We start from the raw sequence: 17,275 nt of genomic DNA on the forward strand, positions 1-17,275 counted from the left end.
GTCCCGGACCTCAGCGGTTAAACATCGCCGCATTGCCGGCCTGGTAGCCCGATCCCGGGACGAGGAAGCGCCGCCGCTGCTCACGACCCTGTTCGGCGGCCGCGGCGCGTTCGGCCTCTGTCAGTGCCGCTGCCCGGCCGTTCGCGGCGACGACGGCCGTGAGGTCTGCGAGTTGCTGAGCCTGAAGCGCCAGAAGCTGGTTGCCGGCTTGCGTCGCCTGGAGCGCGCCGATCGCCGATTGGCTGGCGCCGACCAGCGCAGACATCTGGGCGCGATTGGTGTCGATGTTTCCAACGACCCCGGCCTGAACCCGCATGGCGTCCTGGAGGCCGCCAACCGTGTTTTGCCAGCGCGAGCGCGCTTCAGCGACGAGTTGCTGATCGGACTTGGACAGGGACACGCTGCCGTATTGCTGCTGGAAGACCTTGTCGACCTGCTGGACGTCGAAGGCGATGTTCTGCGCCTGGTTGAGCAGTTGCTGAGTGCGCTGCACCGATTGCTGCAATCGCTGGAGCGAGGAGAAGGGCAGGGTCGCCAGATTGCGGGCCTGATTGATCAGCATCTGGGCTTCGTTCTGCAGCGAGGTGATCTGGTTGGTGACCTGCTGGAGCGATCTGGCAGCCGTCAGCACATTCTGGGCATAGTTCGATGGATCAAACACGATGAAAGCGTGCGCCGGCCTGACAACGATGGGCGATACTGAAAGGGGCATGGCGAGCATGGCCGCGGCCAGCGTAAGGGCGCGTGCGCGGGCGTGACGGGTAATCATGTTTGGGGCTCCTTTTTGGGTTGCGGGGCAGAGATTTGCGGGGCGGAGATGAGGTCGGCGGCCCAGGCGACGTTTCTGGCGCGCAGCCATGCCGCGAGGAAACCGTCCCGGCCGTTCTCGATGGCAACACTGGCGATGAGAGCCTGGTCGGTCTTGGACGAAGCGGCGCAGAGCGCGAGACCGACCTCGGAAAGGCCGAGCTCGAAGAGACGGTTGCCGCGGCGCGACTGGCAATAGTAGTCGCGCTTTGGCGTCGCGCGCGCCAGGATCTCGATCTGGCGGTCGTTGAGGCCGAAGCGGCGGTAGATCGCCGTGATCTGCGGTTCGACCGCGCGTTCGTTGGGCAGCAGCAGCCGGGTTGGGCAGCTTTCGATAATCGCCGGCGCGATGCCGGAGCTGTCGATGTCGGACAATGACTGGGTGGCAAAGACGACGCTGGCGTTCTTCTTGCGCAGCGTCTTCAGCCACTCGCGCAACTGGCCGGCAAAACCTTCGTCATCAAGCGCGAGCCAGCCCTCGTCAATGATCAGAAGAGTCGGCCGTCCATCGAGCCGGTCGCCTATGCGGTGAAACAGGTAGGACAGAACAGCAGGTGCTGCTCCGGTGCCGATAAGACCCTCGATTTCGAAGGCTTGCACGGATGCCGCGCCGAGATGCTCGGCTTCGGAATCGAGCAGCCGGCCGTATGGGCCTCCAACGCAATAAGGCCGCAGGGCCTGCTTCAAGTCGTTCGCCTGCAAGAGCACGCTGAGGCCAGTGATGGTGCGCTCGTCGACCGGCGCTGAGGCGAGCGATGTCAGAGCGGTCCAGATGTGCTCCTTGACATCGGGGGTGATGGGGATGCCTTCGCGCGCAAGGATCGCCACGATCCAGTCGGCCGCCCAGGCGCGCTCGTAGGTGTCGTGGACGCGCTGGAGAGGCTGGAGCGACACGGAAGCCTGGCTCCCCTCGGTGAGCCCGCCCAGATCGTGCCAGTCACCGCCCATGGCGAGTGCTGCGGCGCGGATCGAGCCGCCGAAGTCGAAAGCGATGACTTGGCTGTGCAGATAGCGTCGGAACTGCAGCGCCATCAGCGCGAGCAGCACGGACTTGCCAGCGCCGGTGGGTCCGACCACCAGGGTGTGGCCGACGTCGCCGACATGCAAGGACAACCGGAACGGGGTCGAGCCCTCGGTCTTGCCATATAGCAAGGGAGGACTGCCAAGGTGCTCGTCCCGTTCCGGCCCCGCCCACACGGCAGAGAGGGGGATCATGTGGGCGAGATTGAGTGTCGAGATGGGCGGTTGGCGGACATTGGCGTAGGCATGCCCGGGCAATGACCCAAGCCAGGCATCGACGGCATTGACCGTTTCCAGCATGGCGCTGAAGTCGCGACCCTGAATGACTTTCTCGACAAGGCGCAGTTTTTCTTGCGCCAAATGCGGATCGGCGTCCCAGACCGTGATGGTCGCGGTGACGTAGGCCACGCCCGCAACGTCAGCGCCGAGTTCCTGCAAGGCGATGTCGGTGTCCGCGGCCTTGTTGGCGGCGTCCGTGTCCACGAGCACGGACGCCTCGTTCGTCATGACTTCCTTCAGGATCGCGGCGATGCTCTTCCTTTTGGCAAACCATTGCCGTCGGATCTTCCTCAGCAGTCTGGTAGCGTCGAACTTGTCGAGCAGGATCGCGCGTGTCGTCCAGCGATAGGGAAAAGCGAGCCGGTTCAGATCGTCGAGCAGGCCTGGCGTCGTTGCGGTCGGAAAGCCGACAATGGTGAGAACGCGCAGATGCTGGTCGCCAAGGCGCGGCTCGAGCCCGGCAGTCAAAGGCTGCTCCGCCAGCAGCGCATCGAGATAGATCGGGGTCTCCGGGGCGCGCACCCCATGGCGTTTCGTCGAGACAGTCGAATGCAGGTAGGTCAGCGTCTCGGCATCGTCGAGCCACTGGCATTCCGGCATGAAGCCGTCGAGAAGCGAGAGAACACGATCGGTGCGGTCGACAAACGCGCGCAGGATCTCATGAGGATCCACGCCGGACTGTTCGCGCCCCTCGTAGAGCCAAGTCTCCGCCCGCGCCGCATCTTCAGCCGGCGGCAGGTAGAGGAAGGTGAGGAAGTAGCTCGATATGAAGTGGATGCCCTCCTCCTCGAAGTCGGCTTTGCGCTCTGCGTCGACCAGGCCGGAGGCGGGATCGGGAAATTGGCTGTCGGGATAGGTCGCCGCCTCATGGCGCTGCGCCTCGACGAAAATGCTCCAACCGGAGGCCAGACGACGAAAGGCGTTGTTAATGCGCGAGGCGACCGCCACCAGTTCTGCCGCCACGGCGGAATCCAGGTCCGGACCGCGAAACCTTGCGGTGCGCTGAAAGCTCCCGTCCTTGTTCAACACCACACCAGGCGCCGCGAGCGCGGCCCAAGGCAGGTAGTCGGCCAGGCGGCTGGCGTCCCGGCGAAACTCAGCAAGGTTCATCATGGCCGCGCCCTCAAACCGACAGGTGGGCGGGAAGGCGCAGATGTCTCCGGACGACTTCAACGAAGAGCGGATCGCGCTTTGCGGCCCACACCGCCGTGAAGTGTCCGAGCGCCCAGAGAAGGAGACCGACCAGCCACAGCCGCAGGCCGAGGCCGACCGCGCCTGCGAGGGTGCCGTTCATGATCGCTATCGAACGCGGCGCGCCGGCGAGCAGGATGTGCTCGGTCAGAGCTCTGTGAACGGAGACCACATATCCCGGCACCGCGTCGATCTGTTCGAAAGCGGTCGCCATCAGATCAGCGCTCCACCGCCAAATGAGAAGAACGACAGAAAAAAGCTGGACGCCGCGAAGGCGATCGAGAGGCCAAAGACGATCTGGATCAGTCGCCGAAAACCTCCGGAAGTATCGCCGAAGGCGAGCGTCAGTCCGGTCACGATGATGATGATCACGGCAATGATCTTGGAGACCGGACCTTCGATCGACTGAAGGATCTTCTCCAGCGGCTGCTCCCACGGCATTGACGATCCGGCGGCATTGGCGGCCGAGGCGGCAAAGAGACTGATGAAGAGCGTCGTGCCTGAAGCGGCGATACGCCGGTAGCCTCGGGAGAGAGCGCGGATCATGAATTGTCTCCTTCATTGTTCTGACTGGCTTGGGAAGTGCGATAGTCGCCGTCGGGACCAAGTCCTTCGACCCGGGTGAGCTCGGTGAGCCGGCGCGCAGAACCGCGTCCGGATAGAACGGCGACCATGTCTATGGTTTCGGCTATCAGGGCGCGCGGAACGGTGACGACGGCTTCCTGGATGAGTTGCTCGAGACGCCGCAGGGCGCCGATGCCGGAGCCGGCGTGGATGGTGCCGATGCCGCCGGGATGCCCGGTGCCCCAAGCCTTCAGAAGGTCAAGCGCCTCCGAGCCTCGCACTTCGCCGATGGGGATGCGGTCGGGACGAAGGCGGAGCGAGGAGCGGACCAGATCGGCGAGCGATGCGACGCCATCCTTGGTGCGCATGGCGACCATGTTGGGCGCGGAGCATTGCAGTTCGCGCGTGTCCTCGATGATGACGACGCGATCCGACCCCTTCGCCACTTCGGCGAGCAGGGCATTGGTCAGCGTCGTCTTGCCGGTGGACGTGCCGCCCGCCACAAGGATGTTCGCGCGGCCCACTACTGCGGCGCGCAACGTGGCCTTCTGGCCGGCGGTCATTATGCCCGCCGCGACATAGTCCTCGAGCGTGAACACAGCGACTGCCGGCTTGCGGATCGCGAAGGCGGGCGCTGAAACGACGGGCGGAAGCAGCCCCTCGAAGCGTTCGCCGGTTTCCGGCAACTCAGCCGAGACGCGCGGAGAACGGCCATGCACCTCGGCGCCAACATGGTGAGCGACCAGACGCACAATGCGCTCGCCATCGGCGGCCGGCAGCATCTGGCCCGTGTCAGCCAGACCCTCCGAAAGCCGATCCACCCAGATTCGGCCGTCCGGGTTCAACATCACTTCGACGATTGCCGGATCGTCGAGGAACCGGCTGATGGCTTGACCGAGCGCGGTGCGCAGCATGCGCGAACTGCGCGCGTGTCGTTCGGTGTGGTTGTGCAAAGCTGCCATTTTGTCCCCGTTTCGGTCGGGAACAATGCAGGCGGTCCCCGGTCGGGGATGATTAAGAGAACGGTATTCTTAGCTGCTGCAACAGGTTTATCGAGGCGTCGTAGCGTGGCGTGTAAATACAGGAGATGGACGGCGCTCGCGCGTATAGCCTTTCCATGAGGTTGGGAACGCAATGGCAGATTTCATACGCGATCGCGTATATTGGATATATCATACGCGTTTACGTATAAGCTGCCACCATACGTGATAGCGTATATTGGCAAGAAATACGCGAATGCGTATACAGCGCCAGGCCACCCTGTCCCGCCTTTAAGCCGGCCAGCCGCCGCTGTCTCGGCTGTCGCGTTCTGGCACTACGGCTCCTTCATCAGGTCATACCCGACCAGCGCTGGCAGAAACGGACTTCTAGCGGCAACCTCACAGGCTAGATATTGCGGAGAGCTCTGAACTTCGCCGCTCCACTGTTTCAGGCAAGCCGCTATTCCGTCTTGGGCGGCGCTGGTTTCTTGATCTGCTGCGCGTCAGTTGTCTTCGCCACGTCGGATTTTTCAACGCTGGCCGTTTTGGTCGTGTCGACCTGTGCTGCTGATGCCATTGATTGGTGATACGCGCACTCTGCGGCTGCGCCCGACATCGACAGGCCCAATGCTGCGACTGTCGCAAGGAAGGTTTTCATCCGATCCTCCTTATTCGTGGATGACGCAGAGTAACCCCTCATGCACCGACCGCAAAATCACTTTCGGTAAGCTCGCCGCCGCAAGGATGACGATTTGAACCTGCGACCCCCTCGTCCCGAACGAGCGGGTTGGCCAGAGAAATTCCGGATTTCCGCCATTTCTTGTGACGCCATACGGCCTTTGTTCACGTTTATTTCCAGCGATTCTGTGGGGTAACTGTGGGGTATTCGGAAATGTTCTCTTTCTGTGCCGCAAGCATCCTGACTGTGTTTTTGTGCAGGTTTGGCGAGCGAGACTTGGAGACGATCGCCCGGATGGCTTCGGTCTGAAATTCGGGGTGATGGTGTCCATAGGTCTCAATCAGCATCTCGACGGTCATCCCGAGGAAGCCGGCGGCTGCCCAGGGATCGGAACCCTGTTGCATCAGCCAGGTCGCAGCTGTGTGGCGGAAGACGTGCGGCGTGATGTCAGTGCGGAATACGCGCCGAATGCTACCGTCAGGTGCTGCCACGTCGTCATGCCAGCCGAGCCCGGCCGCCTCGACCACTGAGCGGAAGGCCTTCTTGATCGATTGCACCGGTTTGCCGTTCCACTCTACGACGTAGTCGTGCGCGATCATGCGGCCGATGCTTGCGCTCTTCCCGCGGCCCTTGGTCTTGATCTCCAACGGTGTTGCCGCCCAGCGACGCACATGTGCAAGCAGCCGGTCAGGCAACCTGACCGGCGATTGGCGTTTGTTCGTCTGGCGGCGGCGGGTGGCGCGACGGTAGAAAATGCCGCGTTCGAGGTCGACATGCCCGGCGCCCTCTGTTGGCCCGATGGCTGCTCCGCAGATCGCGGCCGACCGGGTGCCGGTGTATAGAGCAACGAGGATAAAGCGCGCGACGTGGCGTCCCGTGCGACGGTCGCTTGGCTTGCCCTTCCATGACTGGCGCATGCGCCACGCGGCGCGAAGCAATGCTGCGGCCTCATCGCGGGTCAGCCAGCGGTCGCGCGGTAGAGGCTTCGCTGGCGCCACGATCGTAGGGGTCGAGGTTACATAGCCTTCTCGATGATAGTGGTTCAGTGCTGCGCGCAGATCCTCCAATTGACGTCTGGCAGCGGCGCCATTGCCGTGCACCTTCGCGTAGTCGCGACAGACCTTGCCATTGATGTCGCCGATTTTCGTGTTGCCGAACCACTTCAGCACAACGATAAGCCGTTCGGCGGTTTGCTTTGGTTTGGCGTGTAAGGGCGCTACCTCGGTAAGATAAACGCCAACGGCGTCGGCTACCGGGACGGTGGCCGGATCGCGTCCGCGCTCGCGGGCCGGCCGGTATTTTTCGATGATGTGTTGGGCGAGCCGTTTCTCAGCGCGTTCGCGGTCGCCAGTGCCACCGCAAGCGCTGATGAAGGTTGTACCATCGCGGATGTACCAGCCAGCTCCGTTGCGCAAGGCTCCGTTCTGCTTTCTGCTTTCAGCGCGCCAGACCAGGCGCGCCCCTTTCGACGTCCGCGACATAGCTCTCTCATCTTAGCGATCGCTGCCAAAGTCACGTATTCCTTGCCTGCGATCAGCTCTGTCTGCAGGCGGCCAGCATCTCGTTCCTTTCGCAACCCTGCCGCGCCAATAGAACCGTCCGGGAACGCGATTTCGGCAGCAACGTTGAGGCGGAGCGGCACATTGTCGTCCAACTGCTCTGGAATGCTCATTGCATGCCTCTCGTTTGACGCCGCAGAACAATCTCAGCGTCATCGGCTAGTGCTTGAGCCTGATGATCGGGCATTGGCCAGACAATTGCCCGATGTGACCCAGATCTTTCGCCAGTAAGCGCAGGATCCATCGGTATCAAACAGCTAGGGCATAGCTGGCACTGTCCCGAGTTCATTCTCACCACCAGGTGGTTATGCGTTTGAAAAGTACGCATCCAAGAACCGTATGTGAACGGCACTAGACCCCTTATGCGGTGGTTAGGACGCTCTTGCGTAAGAAACGGCGGCATATAGGTCAGGGAGAACTTGGCAACTTCGCGACGCCCTGAACGCCCAACAAGACGGTTCACGAAGGCATCGCCAATGAGCCGCTCGTGCGGTGCCGGCTAAGGCCGCGATATTGCGGCGACCTCACCGCGATAGAGTCAGAGTGTGGATTGGCTTTTCCACGACGGGTCGAAAGCTGGGGAGAGTCCTCCAGCGCCTGTCGCGGAGAAATCACGATGTCCAATCACCATCACCGACGCGCAGTAGCTGCCGGCCGGGCGAACCTCTATGACGAGATAACCGACAAGATCATCTCGCAGTTGGAGGCGGGTCGGTTTCCTTGGGTTCAGCCCTGGGGGAGTGCGGCGGCCAAGGCGCCGCTATCGCTGCCCCGGAACGCCAGCACCGGCAGAGCATATAGCGGCATCAATGTGCTTATCCTGTGGGGCGCTGTCGTCGAGCAGGGCTATACGGCCCAAAACTGGCTGACTTTCCGCCAAGCCCTCGCGCTTGGCGGAAACGTTCGCAAGGGCGAGCACGGCACAACCGTCGTGTATGCTGATCGCTTTGTTCCTCACGATGAGAAGAAACGCGCCAGAGATACTGGCGAAGATGCCCGGCCGGTCTCGTTCCTCAAGAAGTTCACCGTGTTCAATGCCGAGCAATGTGAAGAGTTGCCGGAAAACATGGCAGTTTCCCCGCTACCGGACCCGGCCCTGATCGAGCCACGTGTGGAGGCCCTGATCAAGGCCGCAGGCATTGAATTCCGCATCGGCGGCGATCGAGCCTATTACCTGCCAACCCAGGACCGCATTCAAGTACCGCCGCCTCAAGCCTTCTTCGAGCCTATCAACTGGCATCGTACGGCGCTGCATGAACTTGGCCATGCTACGGGCCATCCCTCACGTCTTGCGCGCGACTTCTCCGGCTCCTTCGGAACCAGAAAGTATGCGTTCGAGGAACTGGTGGCGGAGATCAGCGCCGCTTTCTCGTGCGCTGCTTTGGGCATCGTTCCGACCGTGCGGCATGCCGACTACATCGGATCATGGCTGGAGGTGCTGCGGCAGGACAATCGCGCTGTCGTGCGCGCCGCCAGCCTGGCCGGCAAGGCGACCGACTGGCTGCTTTGCCATCTGCCAGAAGAAGTCGCGCTGCCCATCGAGGTGGATGTCGATCAGAACAGGAGGGCAGCCTGATGTCGCGGCACGATGCCTCCGAACTGGCATCCTGTCTCGGCCGACAGGCCGAGGCAGTGTGCCGACGCTATCTTCCCAATGGTCGTCGCGTGGGTCGCTATTGGGTGGTTGGCGATGCTCGCAATGCCTCGGGGCGCTCCATGTTTGTGCGCCTCGGGGGTCCGGATTTCGGCAAAGGCGCGGCAGGCAAGTGGACCGACGCCGCCACTGGCGAGCACGGTGACCTGCTCGACGTGATCCGTGAATCACTTGGCTTGGTCGACTTCAGGGACGTTGCCGATGAGGCGCGCAGCTTTTTGTCCATGCCTCATCAGCTACCGCCTCACCCAGCCGGATGCAAAACGCCAGCATCTCGCGCTGGAGCAGGCTTTGCCGATGCGGCGAGACGGCTGGTTGCCATATCGCGGCCCATCTCCGGAACACTTGTCGAGATGTATTTGCGTGCACGCGGTATAACGGCCTTCCACGAAACCGGCAGCCTTCGCTTTCATCCGCGCTGCTACTATCGGCGCGATGAGGACGGGCAGACCGAAACCTGGCCTGCAATGATCGCGGTCGTTACTGACCTCGACGGCAAACTCACCGGCGCGCATCGTACCTGGCTCGATCCGAGCGGTTTCAGTGAGATCTGTCTCGGCCGAGCTCCAATCGACACGCCGAGGCGAGCCATGGGCGAACTTTTGGGGCACGGAGTACGCTTCGGCGTCGCCTGCGACGTGATGGTCGCCGGCGAAGGCATCGAGACCATGCTGTCGCAGCGCTCGGTGCTGCCCGCAATGCCGGTAATCGCAGCCCTGTCCGCGGGACATCTGTCTGCCATTCTTTTTCCTGAGACGCTGCGGCGTCTTTACATCGCCCGCGACAACGATCGGGCGGGGAAAAGGGCAACTGCGGCCCTCATGCAACGCGCCAGCTCGGCCGGCATCGAGGCGATCGTGCTGACGCCGCAACTCGGCGACTTCAACGAGGATCTTCGTCTGCTCGGTCCCGATGCCCTCAGGGCAAACTTGCGGGTTCAGATCGCACCGCGCGACGTCGCCCGCTTCATGATGCTCGCGGTCTGACGAGAGGACAGAGCGGCAAGCGGCATGCCGCTGTCCTTGCCCTCATGGTGCTTTCCTTCGTCTGGAAAGGACCGGCCCACGGCCTTCCAGAGGGCGATCGGGCGACAGCCGGTCCGGACCGGCAATGGCTTCGCCCGGCTATTTTCCGGCGGCCCTTTTCCACCCCATGCGGGTCGGCCGCATGGGACCCCGTCTTCGGGCCTTTCCATCGCCAAACAAAATAGCCGGGCTTCGCCATCCTCCACTGGCGTTCCGGCCCTGCGCTGATGCTGCGGGTGCAAGTCCGGACCGTCCGCCGCCTTCGTCGCCATGAAGGCCGCGATGGCCGCGGCCGACCCGCCGAAGGAAGCCGCCATGAGCAACCAGCACGACACCGACTTCGAACCGCAACACGCGTCGTCCCCAACTGATCACGTCCTCCAGGAACTCCAGCTCTACGGCTACCGTCCGTTCGAAGACGAACCAGATCCGCGACCGCTTCCTGAGGGTCACGTAATCACAGCCAGCATCTGCGACATTTTCGACGCCCTGGTAGTGGCGCTGTCCGACACGCGCCTCGAGCCCGACCTCGAGGAACTACTTTGGGGCACGGTAAACCTCTTCCATCGCGCAACGAACCGGATCGAACGCGAACTCGATGACAACGAACTCGCTCAGCGGCGCCTGCAGCGCGAACAGGACGGCTCCGAGGTCAAATCCGTGGAGTTGGAGCTCCTTACCGCCCAGGGGCAGACGTTCATCGAACGCCGCAACGCCTTCGAACTGATGCGCGATCAGGCCGCCGAACACTTTGAACGTCACACCCACTCGATCTGGCGTCCGCGTACCGGCTCCATGATCAACCGCCGCAACCTGACTGCCGCTATGATCGACAGCCGCGATTTCCTTGCCGCCAAGAAGCACGCTGACAATCAGGTCTTCCTGCCACCCGGCCCGAAGGTGGCCTTCACCGGCGGCCTCGACTTCAACTGCCACGCTCTGATCTGGGCAAAGCTCGACCAGGCCCGCGCCAAGCATCCCGACATGGTGCTGTTGCATGGTGGCTCGCCGAAGGGCGCTGAGTTGATCGCCGCAAAATGGGCCGATAACCGCAAGGTGCCTCAGATCGCCTTCAAACCCGACTGGACGAAGCACGCCAAGGCCGCACCATTCAAACGCAATGACGCAATGCTCGACGCAATGCCGATTGGCGTCATCGTCTACCCAGGCACCGGCATCCAGGACAATCTCGCAGACAAGGCCCGCAGGCTCGGTATCCCCGTTTATCGATTTGAGTCGAGCGGCGCGTGAGCGCCGCCTTCTTCCGGAGCCGGACCGACCGAGCAACCTCGGCAATGATGTGGAGGGCGAGACTGCAGCCTGATCTAGTCCGGCCGAGCACTCGTATCGGCGGGCATGCCCGTAGACGCTTCGAATACCTGCACCCGCAGGTGAAGCGGTTTGCAATAATCCTGTAGCGAGACGATCGGCTGAGAACCCGCTTGCCGGCTAGCGGAGGTTGCAATGGGTAGCCGTTCGGCCCATCTGATCACGGCCGCCACCCGAGCGCACCTAAGCGGTCTCATCGATGGATGTATCTGGCCGAAGGACGGCTTAGCCTCGATCGCCTTTGACGCAATGGCGTGGGACCGACTTTCTTCCCCTGACGGCTGCGCCGTCATTCCTCGCCAAGCAACAAAGTCGGTCCCACGCCATCCTCCGCTGACGCTTCGGCACCCAAGGGTGCGCCGGCGATCGCCTTCGGCCTGTCGATCACTATCGAGAACGCAATGGTGCGGGCTCGAGACAGACAGGATCAAGGAGAACCACAATGGCTACCATCGGCACCTTTAAGAAGTCCGGCAACAACGAGTTCACTGGCGAAATCGTCACGCTCAGCGTCCAGGCCCGCGGCGTCCGCATCGTCCCCGAAAACCGAGCCAACGGTGAGAATGCCCCCAGCCACCGGGTCTTCGTCGGCCCAGTGGAAATCGGCGCCGCCTGGGCCAAGCAGTCCAACGAAGGCCGCAAGTATCTGGGCCTCAAGCTCGACGATCCGAGCTTCACCGCCCCGATCTTCGCAAACCTCTTCGACGACGAAGACGGCGAGGGCTACAGCCTGATCTGGTCCCGCCCGAGCCGCCGTAACAAAGAATAGGAGGCAAACAAGAGGCTCCGCCCGGCCAACCGGGCGGAGCCTCAAGTCACCAGCTGCAGAGCCAGCGCGGGCAGCCGGAGCGATGCCAGCACAACATCGCGCAATGCTCATTGATCTCCTCCACCGCTAAGATGACATCTGCAAGGATCGTGTTTTAGGTTTCGCATGTTGGGGAAGTGCAAATCATGATCGGGCCGTTCGACGACACCGCTCCCACGGGGGACGAACTCACAGACTATGACCGCAGCCACATTAAGCTCTACATGCGCTTGTTCGACGCCGATGCCGACGGTGCTGATTGGCGTGAGGTGGTCAAAGTTCTGTTCGGGATCGACCCGGCAAAGGAGCCGCAGCGCGCTCGACATGTCCACGATACCCACTTGGCGCGGGCGCGCTGGATGACGCGCACTGGTTACCGCCACCTTCTGCGCCAAGATGACGCCTAGCGAATATTTCCAGGGTGATGCTTTTTCAGCACCACGCCATGCACCTTAGAGGCCTTCCGCCGGTCGCCAGAGTCGGGAATCGATTCGTGCGCAACTTGCAGTTTTAGCGAGGAGCTGCACGATGAAGCCCGACACGTCGCATTGGCGAGACAACAGCAGCTACGACTTCTTCGACGACCTGCCAGTCGAAGGCCTGGCTTGGGAGTGTCTGCGCCGCTCAGACTCCTATCAACGGCACTATCTGGCCCTTGTGCGTGAGGGATTTGAAAGAGATCCCTTCCCAACCGAAGCGCAGAAACGCTGGGGGTTGCGATTTCGCGGCCCGACCCGACTTGTCGGCATTGATGCAAGACGTTTTGTGGTCACCGCTGGCCAACCCCGCGGTGATGACCCTCATGGCATCGCCAGATTTCCTGTCAGGCGAATCTTCCACATCGTCCGTTGATGGCAAACAGCACAAGAGCCCAGAGGGATTTCATGCCATCCGCGATAGTGGGATTGCGACACAACTGCTCTTGCTTCCCGGGAGCGCGGCGAGCCGATCCCTCGCGACCCTGATCCCGCTCGATTCCCAGGCGCTTGGACGGGTCGAGGCCCTCGTCCGTTTCTGGCGCTCCTGTCATGGGCGGCCCGTGCCGCCGGATACACGAATGACCGATCAGCAGCGGCGCCGCCTGCGCCTGATGATGCAGGCCGCCGATGGCCGCAAAAGCGGCGCCAGCTACCGTGAAATCGCGAACGTCTTCTATGGGACAGGCCGTGTTGCCTCCGATCTGTGGAAAACCTCGCCCCTTCGCGACACCGTGATCGGTCTCGTCAAGGGCGGCGGTGCCATGATTTCCGGTGGCTATCTGCAACTCTTGCGCCATCGCAAGCGGGCCTAGCGCCCTGGGGTGGGAATATTCGCCCCCCTAATCTTCCCCATCCCTCACGAAGCCTCCTTTCCGCCACCGTGATCGCCGTCCGCCGCTGAGCGCCAGCGGTTCACCGAAGCCCCACGGAGGCCCGACAAATGCGACCTGATCTAGCCGTTTTGCCGCCCCGCTTTCTGCGCACCAAGGAAGCTGCCGAGTTCCTCAGCCTGTCGTCGCGCACGCTCGAAAAACACCGCACTTATGGCACGGGTCCCGCCTACCGCAAGCTTGGCGGCCGCGTCGTCTATGCCGTTGACGATCTCCAGGCCTGGGCTCAGCGCGGCGCAGTGAATTCGACTTCTGACCCTCGTGGTTCCGTGCTTCCCGCCAAGCGCCATCCGCCGGCTGCTTTCACACCGACCGGGCGCTACGTGCGCTGAGTTACGAGAGCCATGCAAAGGCGCCGCTCATGCTCAGCAGGCGCAACCACCACCAACCTGCACCGCACATGCTTTCCGCAAGATCAGGAGACAGCCCAATGGGCACTGTCGTTGACTTCCCTTCAGGCCGATCGGCGCCAGGCGCTGTTGCCGGCGCAGGCTTAACTCATGTCCAACTGACCTGGGTCGAGAAAAAGATCGAGTACCGGATCCGCTTCGGTTCGATCGCTCGGGAGAAGGTGATCGATCGGCGCCGACGCATCGTTTCGTTTCGTCCCGGTGACATCTTCGCCTTCGTCCGATGGGCAGCAAACGACTTCGGCACGATCATCTCGCGCGTCGATATCGTGCGCGCGGTCGCCGAGGGCGAAGCCCATCAGACGCTGCCGTTCGTGCGGCCCGGCGGTGCCATTTTGCTCACGGCTCAAGACTGGCCCAGGGTCGAGCGCGTGCTGCAGACGATCGACGGTATCGAGCAACTCGGCATCGATCCGGCAAAAGTCTCGCCCGATCACTGGCGGCACGTCCACAACCGAATGACGGTTGGGCAGGCGCCTCGCAATTACACGCTGGATCTTCACCGAGCCTACCTCCTGCGTCAGCGGATCCAGCCATGATGCGGTCACCGATTGTCCTGGTGACGGCATTGGCGACCGTGGGAGCGCTGTGCCCAGTCCTCGAGCCAGTGCCGCCGAAGTTTGTCTGGAACGCGTCGGCCAGCGCACCGATTGGCCTCTATCGGATCGATGCCAGGGGGCCGTTCGGAGCCGGTGACCTGGTCGCCGTCGAGCCGCCTGAAACGCTTGCAACGTTCCTGGCTGACCGCGGCTACCTGCCGATGCACGTGCTGCTTTTGAAGCATATCCTTGCAGTCCCCGGTCAAACCGTTTGCCGGAACAAGCTCACGATTTCGATCGATGGCGGTGCCGTAGGCGTTGCGCTTGAGCAAGATCGCGTCGCCCGCGGCCTGCCTACCTGGCAGGGCTGTCGACGCATTCCGGTCGACGCCGTTTTCCTCATGAACCGCCAGGTTCGCGACAGCCTCGACGGCCGCTACTTCGGCCTCATCTCCACCGATCACATCATTGGCCGCGCGGTCCCGTTGTGGACCGACGAGCAGGGCGACGGCCGCTTCCAATGGCGCGCTTCAGCGCGGTGAGCGCGTCACGGGCGGCGCCCTTTCGTGCCGCCCATTGTCACCACGCACATCAAAGACAGGAGAAAGCACATGCCACAAATCGGAGAATTCATCAGCCATCAGACCGGTTATTCTGGACGAATTCAGACGCTCATTCTCAACCTTGAGGTCGCGATCGTCGCGGCCGAGGCGAGCGATGCGGACAATGGGCCCGACTATCGGGTGCATGCCGACAGCGAAGACGGCAGCACGATCGGGGCCGGTTGGAAACACTCCAGCGAGAAGGCCGGCGAGTTCGTATCACTGCAGATAGACGACCCGACTTTCGCGCAGCCGATCCGCGCTTATCTGTTTCAAAACGGCGACGACAAGAAGTCCTGGTCTTTGCATTGGTCGCGCCAGCGTGACCGCGCCGAGAAGGACTAAGCGATGTCAGCGCGCCGTCGGCCGGCGAGCCAAGCCATATCGCACGCGTTGCCTCGCGCGATCTGGCCCTCGGCACTCATTCTACTTGGCGGGCTTTGCATCACTTGCTTGGTTCCCGCTGCCGCATTGGCGCAGAGCCCGCCTGCCATCATGCCGCCGGCGCGCAATCGTTATGACGCTCACATCGCGGAAGCCGCGAAGCGCTTTCGCCTTCCGCCGACCTGGATCCGCGCCGTCCTTGGCGCCGAAAGCGCAGGCGACCAGCGCGCCACATCGCGCAAGGGAGCCATGGGGCTGATGCAGATCGTGCCAAACACCTGGTCCGACCTGCGGGTTCGGTACCGACTCGGCGTCGATCCTTACGACCCGCACGACAATATTATCGCGGGCGCGGCCTATATCCGCGAGTTGGTTGATTGCTACGGATCGCCCGGCTGGATTGCCGCCTACAACGCTGGCCCTGGGCGCTACGAGGCGTCGCTGCAAGGCAGGCGGCTGCCCCGGGAAACGCTTGCCTATGTCGCGATCGTAACGTCCGCCATCCGCAACGCTGGTGCAACGAAAGCGAACAACCAGGCATTCTCCGAACGTTATAGCTGGAAGAGCGCTCCGCTGTTCGCCGCGCAGCCGAGCGGCATCCCGGGCGAGCGTCCGACACAACCGTATCGATCCCACGATGACGCTTCAAACGCTGCGTCCAGGCAAGGATTGGCCGACGCCGCAGCTCAATCGACCGGTCTGTTCGTTCCCAAAGCGAGCAAGAAGTCTGTGCCATGAGCTGCCCTGATGCACTTGGCCCCATATCGTGCTCCCGCGTGCCACGGCGTACGGTCGGGGCAGGTCAACGCACTCCGACCGAGCGATGGCCGCCCGTAATCGGGGCGAGCGCCTGGGCAAGCAGCAAAACTGTGCGTCGACTGCGGGTCAACTGGCGATCGCCGGCGACTCGGCGGCAGAATCTGCTCCTGTGAAGCAACGCAGGAGGCGAACGATGGAATTCTTTTGCGGACTGGACGTAGCGATGGACGAGACGGCGGTGTGCGTCGTCGACGATCATGGCGCGGTGCAGTCCCGACGCGCTGTTTGCGACGTTGAAGCCGTTTCTGCCGCGCCTGCGCCGCGTCGGCCACGAGGCCGGCGCGTTGTCGCCCTGGCTGCATCCGGAGCTCAAGAAACTCGGCCTGCCGGCCGTCTGCCTGGAGACGCAGCACGTGCGCGCCGCGATGTCGGCGCAACGCAACAAAACCGACAAGGCCGATGCGCTGGGCATCGCCCACATCATGCGCACCGGTTGGTTCCGGCAGGCCCATATCAAGTCGGAAAGCTGCTACCGGACGAAGCTTCTGCTGACGCACCGGCGCAATCTGAAAGCCAAGTTCCTCGACCTCGAGAACGCCATACGCCATTCGCTGAAGGCATTCGGCATCCGACTGGGCAAGGTCGGGCGAGGGGCTTTCGAGCAGGCAGTGCGCACCGCAGTGGAGGAGGATCCGCTTTCGTCCGAACTGATGGACGCCATGCTGTCGGCGCGCGCAGCGCTGTGGAGACAGTATTGCCGGCTGCACGATCTCGTCGTCAAAATGGTGGCCCACAGCGAACTGTGCCGACGCTTCATGGCAATCCCTGGCGTCGGCCCGGTGACGGCACTTTCGTTCATGACGGCGATTGACGATCCGTCGCGCTTCCGCCGCTCACGCGACGTTGCGGCCTACTTCGGCCTGACCTCGCGGCGCTGGCAGTCGGGCACCTCGATTGACGTTCAGGGTCGCATATCGAAAGCCGGCGACGCGGATGTGCGGCGCTCGCTTTACGAGGCGGCATCGGGGCTGATGACGCGGTTCAAGGGCAGGGACAAGGTGAAGAGCTGGGGCCAGGCGATCGCCAAACGCTCCTGCCACCGCAAGGCCTGCGTCGCCGTAGCGCGCAAGCTTGCGGTGATCATGCACGCCATGTGGAGCGACGGAACGTTCTATGTCGGCGATTCCGCAGCGAGCCGAAGCGATGCCGCCCGTCGCGCTCATATCAAGGATCGCAGGCTGCTGGGAGCGCATCGATGAACGGTGCAACGGAAGTTGAAGCGCATGGCGTCGGCACGCTGACGGGCGCCATCTAACA

At 62.7% G+C, this 17,275-nt stretch carries 19 protein-coding genes and 1 pseudogene; 13 read left to right on the top strand and 7 right to left on the bottom strand.

What is annotated here, in order from left to right:
- Positions 1-10 precede the first annotated feature (10 nt).
- From trbJ to O7A05_RS23720, 7 genes are all read right to left on the bottom strand, one after another.
- Entirely contained in the window at positions 11-769 is a 759-nt protein-coding gene (trbJ, locus tag O7A05_RS23690; protein WP_337095349.1) for a P-type conjugative transfer protein TrbJ, read from the bottom strand.
- Positions 766-3,219: a conjugal transfer protein TrbE gene (trbE, locus tag O7A05_RS23695; RefSeq protein WP_337095350.1), complete on the bottom strand. Its 2,454-nt coding sequence runs from the start codon at positions 3,217-3,219 to the stop codon at positions 766-768. The genes trbJ and trbE overlap by 4 nt, the downstream gene beginning before the upstream one ends.
- Before the next feature lie 10 nt (positions 3,220-3,229).
- Complete coding sequence (locus O7A05_RS23700) at positions 3,230-3,511, bottom strand: VirB3 family type IV secretion system protein (protein ID WP_027164760.1); 282 nt, start codon at positions 3,509-3,511, stop codon at positions 3,230-3,232.
- Positions 3,511-3,843 (bottom strand): TrbC/VirB2 family type IV secretion system protein, encoded by a 333-nt coding sequence (locus tag O7A05_RS23705; RefSeq protein ID WP_337095351.1) that lies wholly within the window; start codon positions 3,841-3,843, stop codon positions 3,511-3,513. Before O7A05_RS23705 ends, O7A05_RS23700 begins: the two co-directional genes overlap by 1 nt.
- Positions 3,840-4,823, bottom strand: coding sequence for a P-type conjugative transfer ATPase TrbB (gene trbB / locus O7A05_RS23710; RefSeq protein WP_337095352.1), 984 nt, complete (start codon positions 4,821-4,823; stop codon positions 3,840-3,842). The genes O7A05_RS23705 and trbB overlap by 4 nt, the downstream gene beginning before the upstream one ends.
- A gap of 478 nt (positions 4,824-5,301) precedes the next feature.
- On the bottom strand, positions 5,302-5,499 hold the full coding sequence (locus tag O7A05_RS23715) for a DUF680 domain-containing protein (protein WP_027164757.1): 198 nt from the start codon (positions 5,497-5,499) through the stop codon (positions 5,302-5,304).
- A 191-nt stretch (positions 5,500-5,690) separates the two neighbouring features.
- On the bottom strand, positions 5,691-7,001 hold the full coding sequence (locus O7A05_RS23720) for a tyrosine-type recombinase/integrase (RefSeq protein ID WP_337095353.1): 1,311 nt from the start codon (positions 6,999-7,001) through the stop codon (positions 5,691-5,693).
- A gap of 694 nt (positions 7,002-7,695) precedes the next feature.
- On the opposite strand from O7A05_RS23720, the gene O7A05_RS23725 reads away from it, so the two are divergent.
- The 13 genes and pseudogenes from O7A05_RS23725 to O7A05_RS23785 all read left to right on the top strand — a co-directional run bounded on the left by O7A05_RS23725 (position 7,696) and on the right by O7A05_RS23785 (position 17,217).
- Complete coding sequence (locus O7A05_RS23725) at positions 7,696-8,655, top strand: ArdC family protein (RefSeq protein WP_337095354.1); 960 nt, start codon at positions 7,696-7,698, stop codon at positions 8,653-8,655.
- Positions 8,655-9,719, top strand: coding sequence for a DUF7146 domain-containing protein (locus O7A05_RS23730; protein ID WP_337095355.1), 1,065 nt, complete (start codon positions 8,655-8,657; stop codon positions 9,717-9,719). The genes O7A05_RS23725 and O7A05_RS23730 overlap by 1 nt, the downstream gene beginning before the upstream one ends.
- A gap of 354 nt (positions 9,720-10,073) precedes the next feature.
- Positions 10,074-11,009 carry a DUF2493 domain-containing protein gene (locus tag O7A05_RS23735; RefSeq protein ID WP_337095371.1) on the top strand — a complete coding sequence of 312 codons (936 nt, stop codon included), beginning with the start codon at positions 10,074-10,076 and terminating at the stop codon, positions 11,007-11,009.
- A 520-nt stretch (positions 11,010-11,529) separates the two neighbouring features.
- Positions 11,530-11,856 carry a DUF736 domain-containing protein gene (locus tag O7A05_RS23740; protein ID WP_337095356.1) on the top strand — a complete coding sequence of 109 codons (327 nt, stop codon included), beginning with the start codon at positions 11,530-11,532 and terminating at the stop codon, positions 11,854-11,856.
- Positions 11,857-12,041: 185 nt separating this feature from the next.
- Positions 12,042-12,302 carry a DNA -binding domain-containing protein gene (locus O7A05_RS23745; protein WP_337095357.1) on the top strand — a complete coding sequence of 87 codons (261 nt, stop codon included), beginning with the start codon at positions 12,042-12,044 and terminating at the stop codon, positions 12,300-12,302.
- A gap of 121 nt (positions 12,303-12,423) precedes the next feature.
- A complete protein-coding gene (locus O7A05_RS23750; protein ID WP_337095358.1) occupies positions 12,424-12,747 on the top strand; it encodes a transcriptional regulator domain-containing protein in 324 nt (107 codons plus the stop codon).
- Positions 12,698-13,186, top strand: a complete 489-nt coding sequence (locus O7A05_RS23755; RefSeq protein WP_337095359.1) for a DUF2285 domain-containing protein — start codon at positions 12,698-12,700, stop codon at positions 13,184-13,186. Before O7A05_RS23750 ends, O7A05_RS23755 begins: the two co-directional genes overlap by 50 nt.
- Before the next feature lie 128 nt (positions 13,187-13,314).
- On the top strand, positions 13,315-13,596 hold the full coding sequence (locus O7A05_RS23760; protein WP_027164749.1) for a helix-turn-helix transcriptional regulator: 282 nt from the start codon (positions 13,315-13,317) through the stop codon (positions 13,594-13,596).
- 98 nt (positions 13,597-13,694) lie between these two features.
- Positions 13,695-14,213 (top strand): DUF2840 domain-containing protein, encoded by a 519-nt coding sequence (locus O7A05_RS23765; protein WP_337095360.1) that lies wholly within the window; start codon positions 13,695-13,697, stop codon positions 14,211-14,213.
- Positions 14,210-14,755: a S26 family signal peptidase gene (locus O7A05_RS23770; RefSeq protein WP_337095361.1), complete on the top strand. Its 546-nt coding sequence runs from the start codon at positions 14,210-14,212 to the stop codon at positions 14,753-14,755. Before O7A05_RS23765 ends, O7A05_RS23770 begins: the two co-directional genes overlap by 4 nt.
- Positions 14,756-14,824: 69 nt before the next feature.
- Complete coding sequence (locus O7A05_RS23775; protein ID WP_027164746.1) at positions 14,825-15,160, top strand: DUF736 domain-containing protein; 336 nt, start codon at positions 14,825-14,827, stop codon at positions 15,158-15,160.
- A gap of 126 nt (positions 15,161-15,286) precedes the next feature.
- Complete coding sequence (locus tag O7A05_RS23780) at positions 15,287-15,937, top strand: lytic transglycosylase domain-containing protein (RefSeq protein WP_337095362.1); 651 nt, start codon at positions 15,287-15,289, stop codon at positions 15,935-15,937.
- Between the two features lie 214 nt (positions 15,938-16,151).
- Positions 16,152-17,217 (top strand): annotated as a pseudogene (locus tag O7A05_RS23785) (IS110 family RNA-guided transposase).
- Positions 17,218-17,275: the final 58 nt, after the last annotated feature.

The organism is Mesorhizobium argentiipisi (SeqCode), assembly GCF_037179585.1.
Taxonomy (GTDB): Bacteria; Pseudomonadota; Alphaproteobacteria; order Rhizobiales; family Rhizobiaceae; genus Mesorhizobium; species Mesorhizobium argentiipisi.

Bases quoted from the DNA above. Each gene is read 5' to 3' on its own strand.
- trbB (WP_337095352.1), bottom strand. From the start codon at position 4,823: ATGGCAGCTTTGCACAACCACACCGAACGACACGCGCGCAGTTCGCGC.
- O7A05_RS23765 (WP_337095360.1), top strand. From the start codon at position 13,695: ATGGGCACTGTCGTTGACTTCCCTTCAGGCCGATCGGCGCCAGGCGCT.
- O7A05_RS23730 (WP_337095355.1), top strand. From the start codon at position 8,655: ATGTCGCGGCACGATGCCTCCGAACTGGCATCCTGTCTCGGCCGACAG.
- O7A05_RS23720 (WP_337095353.1), bottom strand. From the start codon at position 7,001: ATGTCGCGGACGTCGAAAGGGGCGCGCCTGGTCTGGCGCGCTGAAAGC.
- O7A05_RS23745 (WP_337095357.1), top strand. From the start codon at position 12,042: ATGATCGGGCCGTTCGACGACACCGCTCCCACGGGGGACGAACTCACA.
- O7A05_RS23760 (WP_027164749.1), top strand. From the start codon at position 13,315: ATGCGACCTGATCTAGCCGTTTTGCCGCCCCGCTTTCTGCGCACCAAG.
- O7A05_RS23755 (WP_337095359.1), top strand. From the start codon at position 12,698: ATGGCATCGCCAGATTTCCTGTCAGGCGAATCTTCCACATCGTCCGTT.
- O7A05_RS23715 (WP_027164757.1), bottom strand. From the start codon at position 5,499: ATGAAAACCTTCCTTGCGACAGTCGCAGCATTGGGCCTGTCGATGTCG.
- O7A05_RS23735 (WP_337095371.1), top strand. From the start codon at position 10,074: ATGAGCAACCAGCACGACACCGACTTCGAACCGCAACACGCGTCGTCC.
- O7A05_RS23725 (WP_337095354.1), top strand. From the start codon at position 7,696: ATGTCCAATCACCATCACCGACGCGCAGTAGCTGCCGGCCGGGCGAAC.
- O7A05_RS23750 (WP_337095358.1), top strand. From the start codon at position 12,424: ATGAAGCCCGACACGTCGCATTGGCGAGACAACAGCAGCTACGACTTC.
- O7A05_RS23775 (WP_027164746.1), top strand. From the start codon at position 14,825: ATGCCACAAATCGGAGAATTCATCAGCCATCAGACCGGTTATTCTGGA.
- trbJ (WP_337095349.1), bottom strand. From the start codon at position 769: ATGATTACCCGTCACGCCCGCGCACGCGCCCTTACGCTGGCCGCGGCC.
- O7A05_RS23740 (WP_337095356.1), top strand. From the start codon at position 11,530: ATGGCTACCATCGGCACCTTTAAGAAGTCCGGCAACAACGAGTTCACT.
- O7A05_RS23770 (WP_337095361.1), top strand. From the start codon at position 14,210: ATGATGCGGTCACCGATTGTCCTGGTGACGGCATTGGCGACCGTGGGA.
- O7A05_RS23705 (WP_337095351.1), bottom strand. From the start codon at position 3,843: ATGATCCGCGCTCTCTCCCGAGGCTACCGGCGTATCGCCGCTTCAGGC.
- trbE (WP_337095350.1), bottom strand. From the start codon at position 3,219: ATGATGAACCTTGCTGAGTTTCGCCGGGACGCCAGCCGCCTGGCCGAC.
- O7A05_RS23700 (WP_027164760.1), bottom strand. From the start codon at position 3,511: ATGGCGACCGCTTTCGAACAGATCGACGCGGTGCCGGGATATGTGGTC.